Origin of the sequence: Saccharothrix sp. NRRL B-16314 (assembly GCF_000716595.1) — a bacterium.
In the GTDB taxonomy this organism is placed as follows: Bacteria; Actinomycetota; Actinomycetes; order Mycobacteriales; family Pseudonocardiaceae; genus Actinosynnema.
Genome location: NZ_JNXC01000001.1, coordinates 795125 through 811519 on the forward strand (window position 1 = coordinate 795125; position 16395 = coordinate 811519).

At 67.0% G+C, this 16395-nt stretch carries 26 protein-coding genes; all 26 read left to right on the forward strand.

Going from position 1 to position 16395, the window contains the following annotated elements; all coding sequences use genetic code 11:
• Position 1 precedes the first annotated feature (1 nt).
• The 26 genes from fusA to OQ02_RS04070 all read left to right on the forward strand — a co-directional run bounded on the left by fusA (position 2) and on the right by OQ02_RS04070 (position 16374).
• Positions 2 to 2104 (forward strand): elongation factor G, encoded by a 2103-nt coding sequence (gene fusA / locus OQ02_RS03945; protein ID WP_033436711.1) that lies wholly within the window; start codon positions 2 to 4, stop codon positions 2102 to 2104.
• 139 nt (positions 2105 to 2243) lie between these two features.
• Entirely contained in the window at positions 2244 to 3437 is a 1194-nt protein-coding gene (gene tuf, locus OQ02_RS03950; protein WP_033436712.1) for an elongation factor Tu, read from the forward strand.
• A gap of 327 nt (positions 3438 to 3764) precedes the next feature.
• Positions 3765 to 4070, forward strand: coding sequence for a 30S ribosomal protein S10 (gene rpsJ, locus OQ02_RS03955; RefSeq protein ID WP_003938093.1), 306 nt, complete (start codon positions 3765 to 3767; stop codon positions 4068 to 4070).
• 52 nt (positions 4071 to 4122) lie between these two features.
• Positions 4123 to 4773: a 50S ribosomal protein L3 gene (gene rplC / locus OQ02_RS03960; protein WP_033436713.1), complete on the forward strand. Its 651-nt coding sequence runs from the start codon at positions 4123 to 4125 to the stop codon at positions 4771 to 4773.
• A 2-nt stretch (positions 4774 to 4775) separates the two neighbouring features.
• A complete protein-coding gene (gene rplD, locus OQ02_RS03965; protein ID WP_033436714.1) occupies positions 4776 to 5468 on the forward strand; it encodes a 50S ribosomal protein L4 in 693 nt (230 codons plus the stop codon).
• On the forward strand, positions 5465 to 5764 hold the full coding sequence (rplW, locus tag OQ02_RS03970; RefSeq protein WP_033436715.1) for a 50S ribosomal protein L23: 300 nt from the start codon (positions 5465 to 5467) through the stop codon (positions 5762 to 5764). Before rplD ends, rplW begins: the two co-directional genes overlap by 4 nt.
• 22 nt (positions 5765 to 5786) lie before the next feature.
• Complete coding sequence (rplB, locus tag OQ02_RS03975) at positions 5787 to 6623, forward strand: 50S ribosomal protein L2 (protein ID WP_033436716.1); 837 nt, start codon at positions 5787 to 5789, stop codon at positions 6621 to 6623.
• Positions 6624 to 6641: 18 nt separating this feature from the next.
• Positions 6642 to 6923 carry a 30S ribosomal protein S19 gene (rpsS, locus tag OQ02_RS03980; RefSeq protein ID WP_033436717.1) on the forward strand — a complete coding sequence of 94 codons (282 nt, stop codon included), beginning with the start codon at positions 6642 to 6644 and terminating at the stop codon, positions 6921 to 6923.
• A 35-nt stretch (positions 6924 to 6958) separates the two neighbouring features.
• Positions 6959 to 7375 carry a 50S ribosomal protein L22 gene (rplV, locus tag OQ02_RS03985; RefSeq protein WP_037329518.1) on the forward strand — a complete coding sequence of 139 codons (417 nt, stop codon included), beginning with the start codon at positions 6959 to 6961 and terminating at the stop codon, positions 7373 to 7375.
• On the forward strand, positions 7375 to 8199 hold the full coding sequence (gene rpsC / locus OQ02_RS03990; RefSeq protein WP_033436718.1) for a 30S ribosomal protein S3: 825 nt from the start codon (positions 7375 to 7377) through the stop codon (positions 8197 to 8199). The genes rplV and rpsC overlap by 1 nt, the downstream gene beginning before the upstream one ends.
• Positions 8200 to 8202: 3 nt before the next feature.
• Positions 8203 to 8622 (forward strand): 50S ribosomal protein L16, encoded by a 420-nt coding sequence (gene rplP, locus OQ02_RS03995; protein ID WP_033436719.1) that lies wholly within the window; start codon positions 8203 to 8205, stop codon positions 8620 to 8622.
• A complete protein-coding gene (gene rpmC, locus OQ02_RS04000; RefSeq protein ID WP_033428581.1) occupies positions 8622 to 8870 on the forward strand; it encodes a 50S ribosomal protein L29 in 249 nt (82 codons plus the stop codon). Before rplP ends, rpmC begins: the two co-directional genes overlap by 1 nt.
• Positions 8867 to 9148 (forward strand): 30S ribosomal protein S17, encoded by a 282-nt coding sequence (gene rpsQ / locus OQ02_RS04005; protein WP_033436720.1) that lies wholly within the window; start codon positions 8867 to 8869, stop codon positions 9146 to 9148. The genes rpmC and rpsQ overlap by 4 nt, the downstream gene beginning before the upstream one ends.
• Before the next feature lie 75 nt (positions 9149 to 9223).
• Positions 9224 to 9592, forward strand: coding sequence for a 50S ribosomal protein L14 (rplN, locus tag OQ02_RS04010; RefSeq protein WP_033436721.1), 369 nt, complete (start codon positions 9224 to 9226; stop codon positions 9590 to 9592).
• 2 nt (positions 9593 to 9594) lie between these two features.
• Positions 9595 to 9909 (forward strand): 50S ribosomal protein L24, encoded by a 315-nt coding sequence (rplX, locus tag OQ02_RS04015; RefSeq protein ID WP_033436722.1) that lies wholly within the window; start codon positions 9595 to 9597, stop codon positions 9907 to 9909.
• Entirely contained in the window at positions 9909 to 10472 is a 564-nt protein-coding gene (rplE, locus tag OQ02_RS04020; protein WP_033436723.1) for a 50S ribosomal protein L5, read from the forward strand. The genes rplX and rplE overlap by 1 nt, the downstream gene beginning before the upstream one ends.
• Before the next feature lie 2 nt (positions 10473 to 10474).
• Positions 10475 to 10660, forward strand: a complete 186-nt coding sequence (locus OQ02_RS04025) for a type Z 30S ribosomal protein S14 (protein ID WP_033436724.1) — start codon at positions 10475 to 10477, stop codon at positions 10658 to 10660.
• 128 nt (positions 10661 to 10788) lie between these two features.
• Complete coding sequence (gene rpsH, locus OQ02_RS04030) at positions 10789 to 11187, forward strand: 30S ribosomal protein S8 (protein ID WP_033436725.1); 399 nt, start codon at positions 10789 to 10791, stop codon at positions 11185 to 11187.
• 17 nt (positions 11188 to 11204) lie between these two features.
• Entirely contained in the window at positions 11205 to 11744 is a 540-nt protein-coding gene (rplF, locus tag OQ02_RS04035) for a 50S ribosomal protein L6 (protein WP_033436726.1), read from the forward strand.
• Between the two features lies 1 nt (position 11745).
• On the forward strand, positions 11746 to 12144 hold the full coding sequence (rplR, locus tag OQ02_RS04040; protein WP_037329519.1) for a 50S ribosomal protein L18: 399 nt from the start codon (positions 11746 to 11748) through the stop codon (positions 12142 to 12144).
• A 34-nt stretch (positions 12145 to 12178) separates the two neighbouring features.
• Complete coding sequence (rpsE, locus tag OQ02_RS04045) at positions 12179 to 12784, forward strand: 30S ribosomal protein S5 (RefSeq protein ID WP_037329520.1); 606 nt, start codon at positions 12179 to 12181, stop codon at positions 12782 to 12784.
• Positions 12785 to 12786: 2 nt separating this feature from the next.
• Positions 12787 to 12972: a 50S ribosomal protein L30 gene (rpmD, locus tag OQ02_RS04050; protein WP_033436727.1), complete on the forward strand. Its 186-nt coding sequence runs from the start codon at positions 12787 to 12789 to the stop codon at positions 12970 to 12972.
• Positions 12969 to 13412 (forward strand): 50S ribosomal protein L15, encoded by a 444-nt coding sequence (gene rplO / locus OQ02_RS04055; protein WP_037329521.1) that lies wholly within the window; start codon positions 12969 to 12971, stop codon positions 13410 to 13412. Before rpmD ends, rplO begins: the two co-directional genes overlap by 4 nt.
• A 247-nt stretch (positions 13413 to 13659) precedes the next feature.
• Positions 13660 to 14259, forward strand: a complete 600-nt coding sequence (locus OQ02_RS04060; RefSeq protein ID WP_033436728.1) for a LysE family translocator — start codon at positions 13660 to 13662, stop codon at positions 14257 to 14259.
• A gap of 253 nt (positions 14260 to 14512) precedes the next feature.
• Complete coding sequence (secY, locus tag OQ02_RS04065; RefSeq protein WP_033437022.1) at positions 14513 to 15823, forward strand: preprotein translocase subunit SecY; 1311 nt, start codon at positions 14513 to 14515, stop codon at positions 15821 to 15823.
• Positions 15823 to 16374 carry an adenylate kinase gene (locus OQ02_RS04070; RefSeq protein WP_033436729.1) on the forward strand — a complete coding sequence of 184 codons (552 nt, stop codon included), beginning with the start codon at positions 15823 to 15825 and terminating at the stop codon, positions 16372 to 16374. The genes secY and OQ02_RS04070 overlap by 1 nt, the downstream gene beginning before the upstream one ends.
• Positions 16375 to 16395 lie beyond the last annotated feature (21 nt).

A 16395-nucleotide genomic window follows, 5' to 3' on the forward strand; every position in this document is an offset into this window, starting at 1 on the left:
CGTGGCACAGGACGTGCTCACCGACCTGGCCAAGGTCCGCAACATCGGGATCATGGCCCACATCGACGCGGGCAAGACCACGACGACCGAGCGGATCCTGTTCTACACCGGGATCAGCTACAAGATCGGCGAGGTGCACGACGGCGCCGCGGTGATGGACTGGATGGAGCAGGAGCAGGAGCGCGGCATCACGATCACGTCGGCCGCGACGACCTGCTTCTGGAAGAACCACCAGATCAACATCATCGACACGCCGGGCCACGTCGACTTCACCGTCGAGGTCGAGCGGAACCTGCGGGTGCTCGACGGCGCCGTCGCGGTGTTCGACGGCAAGGAAGGTGTCGAGCCCCAGTCCGAGCAGGTCTGGCGCCAGGCCACCAAGTACGACGTCCCGCGCATCTGCTTCGTCAACAAGATGGACAAGCTCGGCGCGGACTTCTACTTCACCGTCCGCACCATCCAGGAGCGCCTGGGTGCGAAGCCGCTGCCGATCCAGCTCCCGATCGGGTCGGAAAGCGACTTCATCGGCGTCATCGACCTGGTCGAGATGCGTGCGCTGACGTGGCGCGGTGAGGTCCAGAAGGGTGAGGACTACACGGTCGAGGAGATCCCGGCCGACCTCGCCGACAAGGTCGCCGAGTACCGCGAGCAGCTGATCGAGGCCGTCGCCGAGACCGACGACGACCTCATGGAGTCCTACCTCGCGGGCGAGGAACTGACCGTCGAGCAGATCAAGACCGGTATCCGCGCGATCGTCAAGAACCGCGCCGGCTACCCGGTGCTGTGCGGCTCCGCGTTCAAGAACAAGGGCGTCCAGCCCATGCTCGACGCGGTGATCGACTACCTGCCCGCTCCGCTGGACCTCCCGCCGGTCGAGGGCACGCTGCAGGACGGCGAGACGCCGGCCTTCCGCGCGCCGAAGACCGACGAGCCGTTCGCCGCGCTGGCGTTCAAGATCGCCGCCCACCCGTTCTTCGGCAAGCTCACCTACATCCGGGTCTACTCGGGCAAGGTGGCCTCCGGCACCCAGGTCATCAACTCGACCAAGGACCGCAAGGAGCGCATCGGGAAGATCTTCCAGATGCACGCCAACAAGGAGAACCCGGTCGACGAGGCCATGGCCGGCCACATCTACGCGGTGATCGGCCTGAAGGACACCACCACCGGTGAGACGCTCTGCGACCCGCAGAACCCCATCGTGCTGGAGTCCATGACCTTCCCCGAGCCGGTCATCCAGGTGGCGATCGAGCCCAAGACGAAGGCCGACCAGGAGAAGCTGGGCACGGCGATCCAGAAGCTGGCCGAGGAGGACCCGACGTTCCGGGTCAACCTGGACCAGGAGACGGGCCAGACCATCATCGCCGGCATGGGCGAGCTCCACCTGGACATCCTGGTGGACCGCATGCGCCGCGAGTTCAAGGTCGAGGCCAACATCGGCAAGCCGCAGGTGGCGTACCGGGAGACGATCCGCCGCAAGGTGGAGAAGTACTCCTACACCCACAAGAAGCAGACCGGTGGTTCGGGCCAGTTCGCGAAGGTCCTCATCGACCTGGAGCCGCTGGAGAAGACCGAGGACGGCGCGCTCTACGAGTTCGTCAACGCGGTCACCGGTGGTCGCATCCCGCGGGAGTACATCCCGTCCGTGGACGCGGGTGCCCAGGACGCGATGCAGTACGGCGTGCTGGCCGGTTACCCGTTGGTGGGCGTCAAGCTGACGCTGACCGATGGCGCTTACCACGAGGTCGACTCGTCCGAGATGGCGTTCAAGATCGCCGGTTCCATGGCGCTCAAGGAAGCCGCCCGCCAGGCGAGCCCGGCCATCCTCGAACCGCTGATGGCCGTCGAGGTCACCACGCCCGAGGACTACATGGGTGACGTGATCGGCGACTTGAACTCCCGCCGTGGCCAGATCCAGGCCATGGAAGAGCGCAGTGGTGCCCGTGTCGTGAAGGCGCTGGTCCCGCTGTCGGAGATGTTCGGGTATGTCGGCGACCTGCGGTCCAGGACCCAGGGTCGCGCGAACTACTCGATGACCTTTGACTCCTACGCCGAGGTTCCCGCGAACGTCGCGAAGGAGATCATCGCGAAGGCTACGGGCGAGTAACCCCAACCGGAGCACCGCAGCACCACGCGGGCTCTCCGGGGGGATGCCCCGGGGTCCGCACAACCGACCCTGACGTGACGCCCGGCGGGCAGTGATCCGCCCGCCGGGCTAAGCAATAGAAGTCCAGGAGGACAATCCAGTGGCGAAGGCGAAGTTCGAGCGGACGAAGCCGCACGTCAACATCGGCACCATCGGTCACATCGACCACGGCAAGACGACGCTGACCGCGGCGATCTCCAAGGTGCTGCACGACGAGTTCCCGGACCTGAACCCCTTCACGCCGTTCGACCAGATCGACAAGGCGCCGGAGGAGAAGCAGCGCGGTATCACGATCTCGATCGCGCACATCGAGTACCAGACGGCGAACCGGCACTACGCGCACGTCGACTGCCCCGGTCACGCCGACTACATCAAGAACATGATCACCGGTGCGGCGCAGATGGACGGCGCCATCCTGGTGGTCGCGGCGACCGACGGCCCGATGCCGCAGACCAAGGAGCACGTGCTCCTGGCCCGCCAGGTCGGTGTGCCCTACATCGTGGTGGCCCTGAACAAGGCCGACATGGTGGACGACGAGGAGATCCTGGAGCTCGTCGAGCTCGAGGTGCGCGAGCTGCTCTCCGAGTACGAGTTCCCCGGTGACGACCTGCCGGTCGTCCGCGTCTCCGCGCTGAAGGCGCTGGAGGGCGACGCCGAGTGGGGCAAGGCGCTGCTCGGCCTGATGGCCGCCGTGGACGAGAACATCCCGGAGCCGGAGCGCGAGGTCGACCGTCCGTTCCTGATGCCGGTCGAGGACGTCTTCACGATCACCGGCCGTGGCACCGTGGTGACCGGTCGTATCGAGCGTGGCATCGTCAAGGTCAACGAAGAGGTCGAGATCGTCGGCATCAAGGAGACCTCGAAGAAGACCACGGTCACCTCGATCGAGATGTTCAAGAAGTTCCTCGACGAGGGTCGCGCCGGCGACAACGCGGCGCTGCTGCTCCGCGGCGTGAAGCGCGAGGAGGTGGAGCGCGGCATGGTGATCGTGAAGCCGGGCACCACGACCCCGCACACCGAGTTCGACGCGCAGGTCTACATCCTGTCGAAGGACGAGGGTGGCCGCCACACGCCGTTCTTCAACAACTACCGCCCGCAGTTCTACTTCCGCACCACCGACGTGACCGGCGTCGTGACCCTCCCCGAGGGCACCGAGATGGTCATGCCGGGCGACACCACGACCATGGCCGTGAAGCTGATCCAGCCGATCGCCATGGACGAGGGTCTGCGGTTCGCCATCCGCGAGGGTGGTCGCACCGTGGGTGCGGGCTCGGTCACCAAGATCATCAAGTGATCTGGCTCTAACTGCACACCCCCGATTTGGTCTGGGCACGCACGTGTGCGACCATTGACGGGTTGCTCGTCGGGGCGGCCGGTTCGAGTTCTGGACTCGGCCGCCCCGTCACGAGCGGGGTTTGATCGAGAAAGACAATCCCACACGTTTGAGCAGTGGGACCGGTCTATGTGTTGGGGCGCGACACGCCCGACCGCGTGGACCGGGCACCGTGACACCGCTCGGTGTCAATCCTGAATAGGGGGCGGAGCGCGCCGGAGGTCCCGTGACCTCGTGCAAGGTGCCCGCACCGCAGCGGTACTAGAAGCAGAGGAACGGCAAGCCATCATGGCGGGACAGAAGATCCGCATCCGGCTCAAGGCCTACGACCACGAGGCGATCGACGCGTCCGCGCGCAAGATCGTCGAGACCGTGACGCGCACCGGCGCTCGGGTCGTCGGGCCTGTGCCGCTGCCCACTGAGAAGAACGTTTACTGCGTCATCCGCTCGCCGCACAAGTACAAGGACTCGCGCGAGCACTTCGAGATGCGCACGCACAAGCGTCTGATCGACATCCTCGACCCGACGCCGAAGACGGTGGACGCGCTCATGCGCATCGACCTGCCGGCGAGCGTCGACGTCAACATCCAGTAAGCGTTGGACGCGGCAGTGTTGATCCCATTTGGGGCGGAGAGTAACGAGACCCATGTCTGACAGGCAGGTTAAGGGCCTCCTGGGCACCAAGCTCGGCATGACTCAGGTCTTCGACGAGAACAACCGGATCGTTCCGGTTACCGTCGTCAAGGCCGAGCCGAACGTGGTCACCCAGGTTCGGACCCAGGAAATCGACGGCTACTCGGCCGTGCAGTTGGCGTTCGGCGCGATCGACCCGCGCAAGGTCAACAAGCCCGTCGCGGGCCACTACGCCAAGGCGGGCGTCACGCCCCGCCGGCACCTGGCGGAGCTGCGCACCACGGACGCGTCCGAGTACACGGTCGGCCAGGAAATCACCGCCGAGGTCTTCGAGGCCGGCGCGGTGGTCGACGTGGTCGGCACCACCAAGGGCAAGGGCACCGCGGGCGTCATGAAGCGCCACGGCTTCCACGGCCTCGGCGCGAGCCACGGCACGCAGCGCAAGCACCGTTCCCCCGGTTCCATCGGCGGTTGCGCCACTCCGGGTCGGGTGTTCAAGGGCATGCGCATGGCGGGCCGCATGGGCCACGTCCGCGTGACCACCCAGAACCTGAAGGTGCACCGCGTGGACGCCGAATCCGGCCTCCTGCTCATCAAGGGCGCGGTTCCCGGCCCCAAGGGCGGCACCGTGTTCATCAAGACCGCTGCGAAGGGTGGTGCCTGATCATGACTTCCGTTGAGATCCGCACCCCGGCAGGCAAGACCGACGGTTCCGTCGAGCTGCCCGCCGCGATCTTCGACGCACAGGCGAACGTGGCCCTGCTGCACCAGGTCGTCGTGGCCCAGTTGGCCGCGGCCCGCCAGGGCACGCACGCCACCAAGACCCGCGGCGAAGTCCGCGGTGGTGGCAAGAAGCCGTACCGGCAGAAGGGCACCGGCCGCGCCCGTCAGGGCTCGACCCGCGCGCCGCAGTTCGCCGGTGGTGGCGTCGTGCACGGTCCTCAGCCGCGTGACTACAGCCAGCGCACCCCCAAGAAGATGAAGGCCGCCGCCCTGCGCGGTGCCCTCTCCGACCGGGCGCGCGCCGGCCAGGTGCACGTGGTGAGCGGTTTCGTCGAGGGCGACGCCCCGTCGACCAAGACGGCCCGCAAGGTGCTGGAGACGGTCAGCGAGGCACGTCGCGTGCTTGCGGTGCTGCTGCGCACGGACGAGGTTTCGTGGGTCAGCCTGCGCAACCTGCCGCACGTGCACATCATCGCGCCGGACCAGCTGAACACCTACGACGTGCTGGTCAACGACGACGTGGTGTTCACCAAGGACGCGCTCGACGTGTTCCTGGCGAGCAAGGCCCAGCACGGGCAGGGCTCCGCCGAGGCCACCGCCGAGTCGTCCGAGTCGGACGAGGAGGCCGCGAAGTGATCCCCGACCACCGGGACATCCTGCTCGCGCCGGTCATCTCCGAGAAGTCCTACGGGCTGCTCGAGGAGAACAAGTACACCTTCGTGGTGGCCACCGGCTCGAACAAGACCCAGATCAAGATTGCCGTGGAGAAGGTCTTCGGCGTCAAGGTCGTCAGCGTCAACACGCTCAACCGCCAGGGCAAGCGCAAGCGGACCCGGACCGGTTATGGCAAGCGCAAGGACACCAAGCGCGCCATCGTGACGCTGTCCGCCGAGAGCAAGCCGATCGAGATCTTCGGCGGCCCGGCCGCCTGATGACGACGAGGACTGCGTAGAGATGGGCATTCGCAAGTACAAGCCGACGACCCCCGGTCGTCGCGGTGCGAGCGTCTCCGACTTCGCCGAGATCACTCGGTCGACGCCGGAGAAGTCGCTGATCCGTCCGCTGCACGGCCGTGGTGGCCGCAACGCTTCGGGCAAGATCACGACGCGGCACAAGGGTGGTGGCCACAAGCGGGCGTACCGCCTCATCGACTTCCGCCGCACCGACAAGGACGGCGTGCCGGCCAAGGTCGCGCACATCGAGTACGACCCCAACCGCACCGCGCGCATCGCGCTGCTGCACTACCTCGACGGTGAGAAGCGGTACATCATCGCGCCGTCGAAGTTGTCGCAGGGCGACATGGTGGAGAACGGCCCGAAGGCTGACATCAAGCCGGGCAACAACCTGCCGCTGCGCAACATCCCGGTCGGCACGGTGGTCCACGCGATCGAGCTCCGCCCCGGTGGCGGCGCGAAGATCGCCCGGTCGGCAGGCGCCAGCGTGCAGCTCGTCGCCAAGGACGGCCCCTACGCCCAGCTGCGGATGCCCTCGGGCGAAATCCGCAACGTGGACGTCCGGTGCCGCGCCACGGTCGGCGAGGTCGGCAACGCCGAGCACCAGAACATCAACTGGGGCAAGGCCGGCCGGATGCGCTGGAAGGGCCGCAAGCCCACCGTCCGCGGTGTGGCCATGAACCCGGTGGACCACCCGCACGGTGGTGGTGAGGGCAAGACGTCCGGTGGTCGCCACCCGGTGAACCCGGCCGGTAAGCCCGAGGGTCGCACCCGTGCCCGCAAGAAGCCAAGCGACAAGCTCATCGTCCGGCGTCGTCGCACCGGTAAGAAGCGCTGAGCAGGGAGGGAGTGAAGGATGCCTCGCAGCCTTAAGAAGGGCCCCTTCGTGGACGACCACCTGCTCAAGAAGGTGGACGTTCTCAACGAGTCGGGCAAGAAGACCGTGATCAAGACCTGGTCCCGCCGGTCGACGATCATCCCCGACATGCTGGGCCACACGATCGCGGTGCACGACGGCCGCAAGCACGTGCCGGTGTTCGTCTCGGAAGCGATGGTCGGGCACAAGCTCGGCGAATTCGCCCCGACCCGCACGTTCAAGGGCCACATCAAGGACGACCGGAAGTCGCGCCGTCGCTAGGCGACGAACTAGAGGAAGAGCAAGGGGAAGCAGCGATGAACGCCCGTAACGAAGCCGAAGCGCCGGAGTTCCCGCGCGCCGTGGCTCGGGCTCGCTACGTCCGTGACACGCCCATGAAGGTGCGTCGCGTCGTCGAGCTCATCAGGGGTCGTAGCGCCAGCGAGGCCCTGGCCGTGCTCCAGTTCGCGCCGCAGGCGGCAAGTGAGCCGGTCCGCAAGGTGCTGCAGAGCGCCGTGGCCAACGCCGAGAACAACCTGTCCCTGGACCCCGACACCCTGTGGGTGTCGAAGATCTACGTGGACGAGGGCCCGACCCTCAAGCGGTTCCGCCCGCGCGCCCAGGGCCGTGCGTACCGGATCCGCAAGCGGACGAGCCACATCACCGTCGAGGTGGAGAGCCGTCCGAAGAAGACCAGCGCGAAGGCCGGCGCTGACAGGAAGGGGGCTCGGTAGTGGGCCAGAAAATCAACCCGCACGGCTTCCGACTTGGTATCACCACGGACTGGAAGTCCCGCTGGTACGCCGACAAGCAGTACGCCGAGTACGTGGCCGAGGACGTCAAGATCCGCAAGCTGCTCTCGAAGGGCATGGAGCGGGCGGGCATCTCCAAGGTGGAGATCGAGCGCACCCGTGACCGGGTCCGCGTCGACATCCACACCGCCCGGCCGGGCATCGTCATCGGCCGCCGCGGCGCCGAGGCCGACCGCATCCGCGGTGAGCTGGAGAAGCTCACCAAGAAGCAGGTGCAGCTCAACATCCTCGAGGTGAAGAGCCCCGAGTCGGACGCGCAGCTCGTCGCGCAGGGCGTGGCGGAGCAGCTGTCCAACCGGGTCGCCTTCCGCCGCGCGATGCGCAAGGCCATCCAGTCGGCCATGCGCTCGCCCCAGGTGAAGGGCATCCGCGTGCAGTGCGGCGGCCGTCTCGGCGGTGCCGAGATGTCCCGTTCCGAGCACTACCGCGATGGCCGTGTGCCGCTGCACACGCTGCGCGCCGACATCGACTACGGCTTCTTCGAGGCCCGCACCACGTTCGGCCGTATCGGCGTGAAGGTGTGGATCTACAAGGGCGACATTGTCGGTGGCCTCAGCGCCAAGCGTGAGCGTGACGCCGCTCCGGCGGCCGACCGCGCGCCGCGCCGCGACCGCGACCGTGCCGACCGCCCGAACCGGGCGCGTCGTTCGGGCGCCAGCGGCACCACCGCGACCAGCACCGAGGCCGGCCGGGCCGCTGCGGGCGACCAGGCCGCCGCGCCGACCGAAGAGAAGACGGAGGGCTGAGTCGTGCTCATCCCGCGCAGGGTTAAGCACCGCAAGCAGCACCACCCCGGACGGTCCGGTGCTGCCAAGGGCGGCACGAGGGTCACCTTCGGCGAGTTCGGCATCCAGGCTCTGGAGCCCGCCTACGTGACCAACCGGCAGATCGAGTCGGCTCGTATCGCCATCACCCGGCACATCCGCCGTGGTGGCAAGGTCTGGATCAACATCTTCCCGGACCGCCCGCTGACCAAGAAGCCCGCCGAGACCCGCATGGGTTCCGGTAAGGGTTCGCCGGAGTGGTGGGTGGCCAACGTCAAGCCGGGTCGGGTGCTCTTCGAGATGAGCTTCCCGAACGAGGCTGTGGCCCGCGAGGCGCTGCGTCGCGCGATCCACAAGCTCCCGATGAAGTGCCGCATCGTTACGCGTGAGGGTGGTGAGTTCTGATGGCAGCGGGTACCACCGCTTCCGAGCTGCGTGAGCTCACCGAGGAAGAGCTCGTGCTGCGCCTGAGGGAGGCGAAGGAGGAGCTGTTCAACCTCCGCTTCCAGATGGCCACCGGGCAGCTCGACAACAACCGCCGCCTGCGCACGGTCCGGCATGAGATCGCCCGGATCTACACCGTGATGCGGGAGCGGGAGCTGGGCCTCTCGGCCTCCCCCGACGCGGTTTCCACTGGTGAGGGTGCGGCATGAGCGAGAGCAACGAAGTGAAGACCGAGGTGCGCAACGACCGCAAGGTCCGCGAGGGCTACGTCGTGTCCGACAAGATGGACAAGACGATCGTGGTCGCGCTCGAGGACCGGAAGAAGCACGCCCGGTACTCGAAGGTCCTGCGCTCCACCACCAAGGTGAAGGCGCACGACGAGCAGAACACCGCCGGCGTCGGCGACCGCGTCCTCCTGATGGAGACGCGTCCGCTGTCGGCTACCAAGCGCTGGCGTCTTGTCGAGATCCTCGAGAAGGCCAAGTAAACCCACACGGGTGCAGCGGACCGAGCCCGTCAGGTCGGAAATCTGGCGGGCCAGGAATGGTCAAGGAGTAGGTAAGTGATCCAGCAGGAGTCGCGGCTACGCGTCGCCGACAACACCGGTGCGAAGGAAATCCTCTGCATCCGTGTTCTCGGTGGCTCGGGCCGCCGCTACGCGGGCATCGGGGACATCATCGTCGCGACGGTGAAGCAGGCCATCCCGGGTGCCGGCGTCAAGAAGGGCGACGTCGTCAAGGCGGTCATCGTCCGCACCGTCAAGGAGAAGCGCCGTCCCGACGGCTCTTACATCCGGTTCGACGAGAACGCCGCGGTGCTCATCAAGAACGACAACGAGCCGCGGGGCACCCGCATCTTCGGCCCCGTCGGTCGTGAGCTCCGCGACAAGAAGTTCATGAAGATCATCTCGTTGGCGCCGGAGGTGCTCTGATCATGAAGGTGAAGAAGGGCGACACCGTCGTGGTTATCGCCGGCAAGGACAAGGGTGCTCGCGGCAAGGTCATCATGGCCTACCCCGCTGAGAACCGCGTCCTGGTCGAGGGCGTCAACCGCATCAAGAAGCACACCCGGATCACGCAGACCCAGCGCGGCGCGCAGTCGGGCGGCATCGTGACCCAGGAGGCCCCCATCCACGTGTCCAACGTGATGGTGGTCGACTCGGACGGCAAGCCGACCCGTGTGGGCTACCGGACGAACGACGAGGGTAAGCGGGTCCGCATTTCCCGTCGTAACGGGAAGGACATCTGATGACCACCGTTGAGAAGACCCTGCCGCGGCTGAAGACGCGCTACCGCGAAGAGATCGTCGTCGCGCTGCGCGAGCAGTTCGAGTACGCCAACGTCATGCAGATCCCCGGCGTGGTGAAGGTCGTCGTCAACATGGGTGTCGGTGACGCCGCCCGCGACGGCAAGCTGATCGAGGGCGCCGTCAAGGACCTGTCGATCATCACGGGCCAGCGGCCCGAGGTCCGCAAGGCCCGCAAGTCCATCGCGCAGTTCAAGCTGCGCGAGGGCATGCCGATCGGTGCGCGCGTCACGCTGCGCGGCGACCGCATGTGGGAGTTCCTGGACCGCCTGCTGACGATCGCCCTCCCGCGTATCCGCGACTTCCGCGGTCTCTCGGGCAAGCAGTTCGACGGCAACGGGAACTACACGTTCGGTCTCAACGAGCAGTCGATGTTCCACGAGATCGACCCGGACGCCATCGACCGCCCCCGCGGCATGGACATCACCGTGGTGACGACCGCGACCAACGACGAAGAGGGCCGGGCGCTGCTGAAGCACCTGGGCTTCCCGTTCAAGGAGAACTGATCATGGCCAAGAAGGCGCTGATCAACAAGGCCGCGGCCAAGCCGAAGTTCAAGGTGCGGGGTTACACCCGCTGCCAGCGTTGCGGTCGCCCGCACTCGGTGTTCCGCAAGTTCGGCCTGTGCCGGATCTGCCTCCGCGAGATGGCGCACCGGGGCGAGCTGCCCGGTGTGAACAAGTCCAGCTGGTAAGTCCGGCTCGGCGGCAGGTTTTTCTGAGACTCATCACTTCGCTGTAGGCCCGTCCACGACCAGCCGGCCGCAAGGTCGGCTCGGACCCTGGCTGGGGAACCGCAGCGAGAAAGGTTGACCAGGTCACCATGACGATGACCGACCCGATCGCAGACATGTTGACGCGTCTGCGGAACGCGAACTCGGCTTATCACGACAAGGTCGTGATGCCGCACTCCAAGTTGAAGGCCAGCATCGCCGAGATCCTCAAGCGCGAGGGTTACATCGCGAGCTACCGCGATGAGCAGGGCGACGTGGCGAAGAACCTGGTGATCGAGCTGAAGTACGGCCCGAACCGGGAGCGCAGCATCGCCGGCCTCCGCCGCGTGTCGAAGCCGGGCCTGCGCATTTACGCGAAGTCGACCAACCTGCCGAAGGTGCTGGGCGGTCTGGGCGTCGCGATCATTTCGACCTCTGGCGGTCTGATGACCGACCGCCAGGCCAACAAGTCGGGCGTGGGCGGAGAAGTCCTCGCCTACGTCTGGTGAGGAAGGGGGACTAGGCAATGTCGCGCATCGGAAAACTGCCGATCACCGTCCCCTCCGGGGTCGACGTGAACATCGATGGCCAGGCTGTCAGCGTCAAGGGCCCGAAGGGCACCCTGTCGCTGAACATCGCTGAGCCGATCATCATCGAGAAGGCCGAGGACGGCACTCTCGAGGTGAAGCGCCCGAACGACGAGCGTCGCAGCCGCTCGCTCCACGGCCTGTCGCGCACCCTGGTGCAGAACATGGTCGTCGGCGTGACGCAGGGCTACGAGAAGAAGATGGAAATCCACGGTGTCGGTTACCGCGTGGCGCTGAAGGGTTCCGACCTGGAGTTCGCGCTGGGCTACAGCCACCCGGTGAAGGTCGAGGCCCCCGCGGGCATCACCTTCGCGGTGGAGACCCCGACCCGCTTCTCCGTGGCCGGCATCGACAAGCAGCTCGTCGGCGAGGTCGCCGCCAACATCCGCAAGCTGCGCAAGCCCGACCCGTACAAGGGCAAGGGCGTGCGCTACTCGGGTGAGAAGATCCGCCGCAAGGTCGGAAAGACGGGTAAGTGACATGAGCGAGACTGCAACGAAGCGCAAGCCGGTGGGCAAGGACATCTCGACCACTCGCCGCATCGCCAAGACGCGCCGTCACTTCCGCCTCCGCAAGAAGGTCAGCGGCACGGCGGAGCGCCCGCGCCTGGTCGTGCACCGCTCGTCGAAGCACATCACCGTGCAGATCATCGACGACATCGCCGGCCGGACCCTTGCGGCTGCCTCCTCCGTGGAGGCGGACGTCCGGGCGATCGACGGCGACAAGAAGGCCCGTGCGACGAAGGTCGGTCAGCTGGCCGCCGCGCGTGCCAAGGACGCCGGGATCACCAAGGTCGTGTTCGACCGGGGCGGCAACGCCTACCACGGTCGGATCGCCGCTCTGGCCGATGCCGCCCGCGAGGCGGGGCTGGAGTTCTGACAATGCACATCACCGGAATTGAGAGGGACGCCTGATGCCAGGACGCACGCGTCGCGAAGGCGGCGGGGGCGAGCGCGGAGAGCGCCGCGACCGTCGTGACGGTGGCCGCGGCGGAGCGGCCCAGGAGAAGACCCCCCACCTGGAGCGCGTGGTTGCCATCAACCGCGTCTCGAAGGTCGTGAAGGGTGGTCGTCGCTTCAGCTTCACCGCGCTGGTCGTGGTGGGCGACGGTGACGGCATGGTCGGTGTCGGCTACGGCAAGGCCAAGGAAGTGCCCGCGGCGATCGCCAAGGGTGTGGAGGAGGCGAAGAAGAACTTCTTCCGCGTCCCCCGCATCGCGGGCACGATCCCTCACCCGATCCAGGGCGAGAAGGCGGCCGGTGTGGTGCTGCTGCGCCCGGCTTCGGCCGGTACCGGTGTCATCGCCGGTGGCGCGGTCCGCGCGGTGCTCGAGTGCGCCGGTGTCCACGACGTGCTGAGCAAGTCGCTGGGCTCCGACAACGCGATCAACATCGTGCACGCCACGGTGGCGGCCCTGAAGGGCCTCCAGCGTCCCGAGGAGGTGGCCGCCCGTCGCGGTCTGCCGCTCGAGGATGTGGCTCCCGCCGGCATGCTCCGTGCACGTGCAGGGGCGGTGTGACCATGGCCGAGCTCAAGGTGACCCAGGTCAAGAGCAGCATCGGTACCAAGCGCAACCACCGTGAGTCCCTCCGGACCCTCGGTCTGCGCAAGATCCGCCAGTCGGTGGTCCGCGAGGACACGCCGCAGGTGCGCGGTTTGATCCAGACCGTGCGCCACCTGGTGGTCGTCGAGGAGGTCCAGTCGTGACCATCAAGATCCATGACCTGCGTCCGGCCCCCGGCGCCAAGACCGCGAAGACCCGTGTCGGTCGCGGTGAGGGCTCCAAGGGCAAGACGGCCGGTCGCGGTACGAAGGGCACCGGCGCGCGGAAGAACGTTTCCCCGCGCTTCGAGGGTGGCCAGATGCCGCTGCACATGCGCCTGCCGAAGCTGAAGGGCTTCCGCAACCCGTTCCGCACGGAGTACCAGGTCGTGAACGTGGGCGACATCGCCCGCCTGTTCCCGAACGGTGGCCGGGTGGACGTGGACGCCCTCATCAACGCGGGCCTGGTGCGCAAGAACGAGCTCGTGAAGGTCCTCGGCAACGGTGACCTGGACGGCGTGAAGGTCGACGTCGTGGCGAACAAGTTCTCCGGCAGCGCGGTCGAGAAGATCGCCGCCGCCGGTGGCACCACCACCGTGCTCTGACACGCACGAAGCACTGTCGAACGGCCCCCGGAGCCTCCCGCTCCGGGGGCCGTTCGCGTTCCGAGCGTTGAATTCGGGGGTTCTGAACGTAGGACTCACGGGTTCTGAACGTAGGACTCACTGGTTTTTGACGGTTGCCGGCGTTCGGCGAGGGGCGTCCCGCCGGCGGACGAGGGCCTGAAGTGCTGCTGAGACGGACGTTCGCGCACGGCGTAAACCCGCTTGGCCGCCGGGTTAGCGTGCACTCATGTGGCTCGCTGTTTTCTTCGGCGCCTCGGTGCTGGTCGCACTGACCCCTGGCGCCAACAACCTCCTCGGGATGCACCACGGGGTCCACCACGGTCCGTTGCGGGCCGCTACGGCGCTCCTGGGCCGCCTTGCGGCGTTCTCCCTGATGGTCGGCGCGGTCGTCGCGGGGCTCGGGCCACTCCTCGCCGCCAGCCAGACCGCGTTGACGGTGGTCAAGTGGGCCGGCGTCGCCTACCTCGTCTACCTGGCCGTTCGGCTCCTGTCAGCCGAGCCCGGCGGCGGCGAAACCCCCGTCGCGAAGGGCACGCCGCTGCGCAAGGAGTTCCTGGTCGCGATCACGAACCCCAAGGCGCTGCTCATCTTCACCGCGTTCGTGCCCCAGTTCGTCGACCCGGCCCGCGGCCCGATCCCGTGGCAGCTCGCCACCCTCGGGCTGGTGTACCTGGTCGCGGAGGCGCTGGCCGGCACGGCGTACGTGGTGCTCGGCGCGGGCATCCGCAAGGCCGGGCTCACCCGGCGGGCCAAGGCGAGGTTCGACAAGGGCACCGCGGCTGTTCTACTGGGCATGGCAGGCGTGCTGGCCACGAGTCGAACTTGATCCATTCGGGGGCTTGCCGGCGGTGGTGGCCGATCATGTACGAAGTGTGCAGGAAGACTGACTACGGCTATCGGCCAAGTGACTGTTAAAGTCGCGGGCTGAACCCGGATGCCCTCCGGGTCGGTCGCGGCCACCCGTCGCTTCCGCCACCGTCGGCGATGGTCGACGGCACGTCCGCAAGACTGTGCCGGCAACACAGCCGGTACCGCAGGATGCCGACCCCAGTGGGGCGGCAACGCTGATGGAGGTTCGCGTGCTCGGCGCATTCCGCTCGGCTCTCGCGACGCCGGACCTACGCAAGAAGATCCTTTTCACACTCGGGATCGTCGTGGTGTACCGGTTGGGCGCGACCATGCCCGCGCCGGGCGTCTCCTTCAAGAACGTCAAACAGTGCGTCGAGGCGGTCGACCAATCGGGGATCTACTCCCTGATCAACCTGTTCAGCGGCGGCGCGCTGCTGAACTTGTCGATCTTCGCGCTGGGCATCATGCCCTACATCACCGCCAGCATCATCGTGCAGCTGCTCACCGTGGTGATTCCGCGGTTCGAGCAGCTGAAGAAGGAAGGGCAGGCGGGTCAGGGCAAGCTGACCCAGTACACCCGCTACCTGACCATCGCGCTGGCGGTCCTGCAGTCCACGGGCATCATCGCCCTGGCCGTGCGAGGGCAGCTGTTCCAGGGCTGCGAGTTCGACGTCATCCCCGATGACAGCATCTTCAACCTGGTCGTCCTCGTGGTCGCCATGACCGCCGGCACCAGCGTGATCATGTGGCTCGGTGAGATCATCACCGAGAAGGGCATCGGCAACGGCATGTCGCTGCTGATCTTCACCGGCATCGCGGCGCGCATCCCGATCGAGGGCAAGCTCATCCTCGACCGCGGTGGCCTGACGTTCTTCCTGGTCTGCCTCGCGGCACTGCTGATCATCGCCAGCGTCATCTACGTGGAGCAGGCGCAGCGCCGCATCCCGGTCCAGTACGCGAAGCGCATGATCGGCCGCAGGATGTACGGCGGCACGTCGACCTACCTGCCGCTCAAGGTGAACCAGGCCGGTGTCATCCCGGTCATCTTCGCCTCGTCGCTGCTGTACCTCCCGGACCTCATCTCCAGGCTGACGACGTCCAACGACGGTTCCGCCCCCGGCTGGTGGGCGACGTTCGTGCAGACGCACCTGGTGAGCCAGTCCAGCCCGGTGCACATCGCGCTCTACTTCCTGCTGATCGTCTTCTTCACCTACTTCTACGTCGGCATCACGTTCAACCCGGACGAGCGCGCGGACGAGATGAAGAAGTTCGGTGGGTTCATCCCGGGCATCCGGCCGGGCCGTCCCACCGCCGAGTACCTCCGCTTCGTGTTGGGGCGGATCACGCTGCCGGGCTCGCTCTACCTGGGCATCGTCGCCATCCTGCCGAACCTGTTCCTCGATCTCACCGGTCAGGGCCAGAACCAGAACTTCCCGTTCGGCGGCACGGCGGTGCTGATCATGGTCGGTGTCGGCCTCGACACCGTGAAGCAGATCGAGAGCCAGCTCATGCAGCGCAACTACGAAGGGTTCCTCCGCTAGTGCGACTCGTTCTCGTCGGCCCGCCTGGAGCGGGCAAGGGCACCCAGGCAAAGACGCTCAGCGATGAGCTCGGCGTGCCGCACATCTCCACCGGGGACCTGTTCCGCGCGCACATCAGCGAGCAGACCGATCTGGGCAAGGAAGTCCAGGAGTACCTGGACTCGGGCGAGCTGGTGCCGGACGAGGTCACCAACGAGATGGTGCGCGTCCGGCTCGCCCAGCCGGACGCGGTGAACGGCTTCCTGCTCGACGGCTTCCCGCGCAACACCGCCCAGGCGGGCGTGCTGGGCGGGATGCTGGCGGCCGAGGGCCACGCCCTCGACGCGGTGCTGGAGTTCCAGGTCCCCGAGGACGTCGTGGTCGAGCGGCTGCTCGCCCGCGGTCGCACGGACGACAAGGAAGACGTGATCCGGCACCGCCAGCAGGTGTACCGGACGGAGACCGCACCGCTGCTCGACTACTACGCGGACATCGTCGTGACCATCGACGCGGTCGGCGAGGTCGACGAGATCAGCGAGCGCGCTGTCCGCGCGTTGCGCGACCTGAAGTGAGCGGTGGACTTGTCGGTGCGC